This is a genomic window from Pseudonocardia sp. McavD-2-B, assembly GCF_024124365.1.
Taxonomy (GTDB): domain Bacteria; phylum Actinomycetota; class Actinomycetes; order Mycobacteriales; family Pseudonocardiaceae; genus Pseudonocardia; species Pseudonocardia alni.
Map to the genome: position 1 here is coordinate 1 of NZ_JAMXSG010000400.1, position 3,851 is coordinate 3,851.

The following is a 3,851-nucleotide window of genomic DNA, read 5'->3' on the forward strand; positions in this document are numbered from 1 at the left end:
GGCCGAGCCGGCCGGGGACCCCGGCCCCCCGGCCGGGCCCCGTGCCCCGGGCAGCAGCTCCCGCCCGCCCCCGGGGACACGTGACCCGACCCCGACCACCGGCCCGGAGGACCCCTCCGGACCGGTGTCGTCCCCGACGTCGATGCCGGCTCCCCCACCGGCACCGCCGACCACCCGGCCGACCGCCGCCGCTCCTCCGACGACGACCGGCCCCTCGCCCGCACCGACGCGCACCGCAGTACCTCCCCGCCACACACCGCGCCACGGCCGAACGGCCGCGACCTCACCCGGCGCGCCGCGGGGAAGGCGACGCGTACTCGAACTGACGTTCGAAGCATAGGGCCTGTGCCGCCTCTCCGCATCCCCCGGGTGGGGGTGGTGACGACGACAGGATGACCGTCGCACGCACCCCCGACATTCTCGGCGGGACACCCTCCGAACTGCTCCGAACGCCGACGGCCCGGGCCGCGCGAGGCGGTCCCGGGCCGTCGGGGTGGGCGGTGGGTCAGTGGGCGAAGTGCCGCGTCCCGGTCAGGTACATCGGCACGCCCGCCTTCGCGCAGGCCGCGACGACCTCGTCGTCGCGGACCGAGCCGCCGGGCTGCACGACGGCGGCGACTCCGGCGTCGAGCAGCACCTCCAGCCCGTCGGGGAAGGGGAAGAACGCGTCGGAGGCGGCGACCGAGCCGCGGGCCCGGTCCCCGGCCCGGGTCACGGCGAGCTTCGCCGCGTCGACCCGGTTGACCTGGCCCATGCCGACGCCGACCGCCGCGCCGTCGTGGGCGAGCAGGATCGCGTTGGACTTCACCGCGCGGCAGGCACGCCAGGCGAACGCGAGGTCGTCGAGCACCTCGGGGGCGACGGCGTCGCCGGTGACGAGCTTCCAGGCGGCCGGGTCGTCGCCGTCGGCGTCGACGAGGTCGCGCTGCTGCACCAGCAACCCGCCGGAGATCGGGCGGAGCTCGGTGCCGGTGCGGGCGGCGCCGTCGGGGATGCGGAGGACACGGACGTTCTTCTTGCGCTGGAGCACCTCGAGGGCGCCGTCGGCGTAGCCGGGGGCCACGACGACCTCGGTGAAGATCTCGGCGACCTGCTCGGCCATCGCGACCGAGACCTCGCCGTTGACCGCGATGACCCCGCCGAACGCCGACACCGGGTCGGTGGCGTGCGCCTTGCGGTGGGCCTCGGCGACGTCGGCGCCGACCGCGATCCCGCACGGGTTGGCGTGCTTGATCACCGCGACCGTGGGGCGGTCGCCGTGGTCGTGCGCGGCGCGCCAGGCGGCGTCGACGTCGACGTAGTTGTTGTAGGACATCTCCTTACCGTGCAGCTGCTCGGCGCCGGCGAGGCCGGAACCGGTGCCGTCGGTGTAGAGCGCGGCGGACTGGTGCGGGTTCTCGCCGTAGCGCAGCGGGCGCTCGCGGGTCCAGGTGGCGCCCACCCACTCGGCGGAGGCGTCGTCGTCGCCGGCGGGGAACTGCTCGCCCATCCAGGTCGCGACCGAGACGTCGTAGGCGGCGGTGTGCCGGTAGGCGTCGGCGGCCAGCCTGCGGCGGTCCTCCACGACGAACCCGCCCGCGCCGACCTGCTCGAGCACCCAGGCGTAGCGCGACGGGTCGACGACGACCGCGACGCTCTCGTGGTTCTTCGCCGAGGCCCGCACCATCGCCGGGCCGCCGATGTCGATCTGCTCGACGGCCTCGTCGCGGCTCGCGCCGGACGCGACGGTCTCGCGGAACGGGTAGAGGTTGGACACCAGCAGGTCGAACGGCGCGATGTTCAGCTGCTCGAGCTGCGCGAGGTGCTCGGGCTTGCGGGTGTCGGCGAGCAGCCCGGCGTGCACCCGCGGGTGCAGGGTCTTGACCCGGCCGTCGAAGCACTCGGGGAACCCGGTGACCTCCTCGACGGGGGTGACCGGGACGCCGGCGTCGGCGATCCGCTGTGCGGTGGAGCCGGTCGAGACGATCTCCACCCCGGCGGCGTGCAGCCCGGTGGCCAGGTCGAGGAGACCGGCCTTGTCGTAGACGCTGATCAGGGCCCGGCGTACCGGCCTGCGCTCACTCACTGTTCACCTCGTGGGGTTGGGCGGCGGTGGCGAACCGTCGCACGGTCGCGACCAGCAGCCGTCGTTCCTCGGTCTTGATGCGCTCGTGCAGGGAGGTCTCGTCGTCGCCCGGGAGCACGGGGACCTCCGCCTGCGCGAGCACCGGTCCGGTGTCGAGCCCGGCGTCGACCTCGTGCACGGTCGCGCCGGTGACGGGCACCCGGGCGGCCAGCGCGTCCCGGACGGCGTGCGCGCCGGGGAACGCCGGCAGCAGCGCCGGGTGCGTGTTCAGCATCGGGCATCCGAGCGCGTCCAGGAAGGCCGGGGAGACGAGCTTCATGAACCCCGCCCCGACGACGAGGCCCGGCCGGTGCGCGAGGACGGCCGCGGCGAGCGCGGTGTTCCAGGCGTCGCGGTCGGGGTGGTCGGCGACCCGCTCGACGAAGGTGGGGACACCTGCGGCGCGGGCCCGGTCGAGCCCGGTGGCACCCGCGCGGTCGGCCCCGACGGCGACGACGGCGAATCCGGCGCCCGCGGTGTCGAGCAGTGCCTGCAGCAGGGTGCCGCTCCCGGAGACGAGGACGACGACCCGCAGCGCCCCGTGCCGCTCCTGCGCGCCCACCGTGTCCCTTCCTCGCCGGCCCGGGCCGCTCCACGGCCCCTGGCCAGGGTAGACGCGCCCTCCGACGACGGCGGCGCCCGGTGCGGTGGCCCGGGTCACCCGGCCTGCCGGGCGTCGGGTCAGTCGTCCCGGGAGCGGTCGCGGGGGCGGGTGATGCGGTCGGTCCGGCCGTCGGTGCGCCGGTCGGACGGGTCCCCGTCGTCGGTGTCCCGGTCGGCGCGGCGCCCGGCTGCGCGGCGACCGTCGGGGCCGTGGCCCCCCGTGTCGTCGGGGTCGCCGTCGTCGGGGTCGTGGCCGGGGTCCTCGTCGTCGCCGGCGGGATCACGGCCGGCGGAACCGTCGACGCGACGGGTGGTCGTGCGACCGGCTCCGCCGGGCTCCTCGTCGGGGGCGGCGTCGGAGTAGGGGTGGAGGTCGTCGTGGCCCCCGTCGTCGTCCCGTGCGGCGTCGGCGCGGCGGGCGGGCGCCCCGGCGGTGCGACGGCGTTCGACCAGCTCCCCCACCGTCGACGCGCGACGGCGGTCCCGGGCGGCCCGGGCCCGGTCGACCGCGGTCCGCGACCGGCCGGTGCCGCCCATCGGGACGTGCCGGGCGAGCTCGGTCCCGGCGCAGGTCAGCACGGCCGGGATCCCGACCAGCAGCAGCGCGCAGCCGAGGACCGCCCACGGGTGGAACGACACCGGGTCGTAGGGCCCGCCCGCGAGCGCACCCCCGGCGAGCGCCGCCGGGACGGCCGCCCCGACCGCGACGACCACGGCCGCCAGCGCCGGTGCCGCGACCCGGTCCACGACCGGCGCGTCGTCGGCCAGCGCCCGCCGGCAGGCGATCCCGCCGAGCGCCCCCGCGACGACGGGCAGCAGTACGACCAGCACCGCGGCCGTCGGGACGGTGGTGACGGGCAGGACCACCGCGGGCGGGAACGGCGGCAGCGGACCCGGCTCGACGCCGAACGGACCGGACCGGGCGATACCGACCGACACCCCCGCGCCCAGCGCCCAGGACAGCGCCCCGATCAGGGCGTTCGGCAGGTACCCGATGCTCAGCACCAGCACCCCGACGCCCGCCCAGGCGCCGGGGGCGATGCGCTCGGCGGTGTCGGCGACATCGGAGGCGCTCGCGAGCAGCGCCACGGTCAGGACGAGGGCGGCGACCAGCAGCAGCGCGGCGGCCGCGACCCGGGCCCCG

3 protein-coding genes and 1 pseudogene are annotated in these 3,851 nt (G+C 77.0%); all 4 read right to left on the minus strand.

Annotated features, from left to right (window positions below; genetic code table 11):
- Nucleotides 1-234 (minus strand): annotated as a pseudogene (locus NH602_RS29120) (hypothetical protein); the annotation flags it as partial.
- Between the two features lie 271 nt (nucleotides 235-505).
- The gene (gene purH, locus NH602_RS29125) at nucleotides 506-2,065 is read right to left on the minus strand and encodes a bifunctional phosphoribosylaminoimidazolecarboxamide formyltransferase/IMP cyclohydrolase (RefSeq protein ID WP_253069480.1); all 1,560 of its coding nucleotides are present in this window, start codon (nucleotides 2,063-2,065) and stop codon (nucleotides 506-508) included.
- Nucleotides 2,058-2,666: a phosphoribosylglycinamide formyltransferase gene (gene purN, locus NH602_RS29130; RefSeq protein ID WP_073576416.1), complete on the minus strand. Its 609-nt coding sequence runs from the start codon at nucleotides 2,664-2,666 to the stop codon at nucleotides 2,058-2,060. Before purN ends, purH begins: the two co-directional genes overlap by 8 nt.
- A gap of 119 nt (nucleotides 2,667-2,785) precedes the next feature.
- Nucleotides 2,786-3,851 (minus strand): DUF6350 family protein (locus NH602_RS29135; protein WP_253069481.1); only part of this gene is annotated, 1,066 nt, incomplete at its 5' end.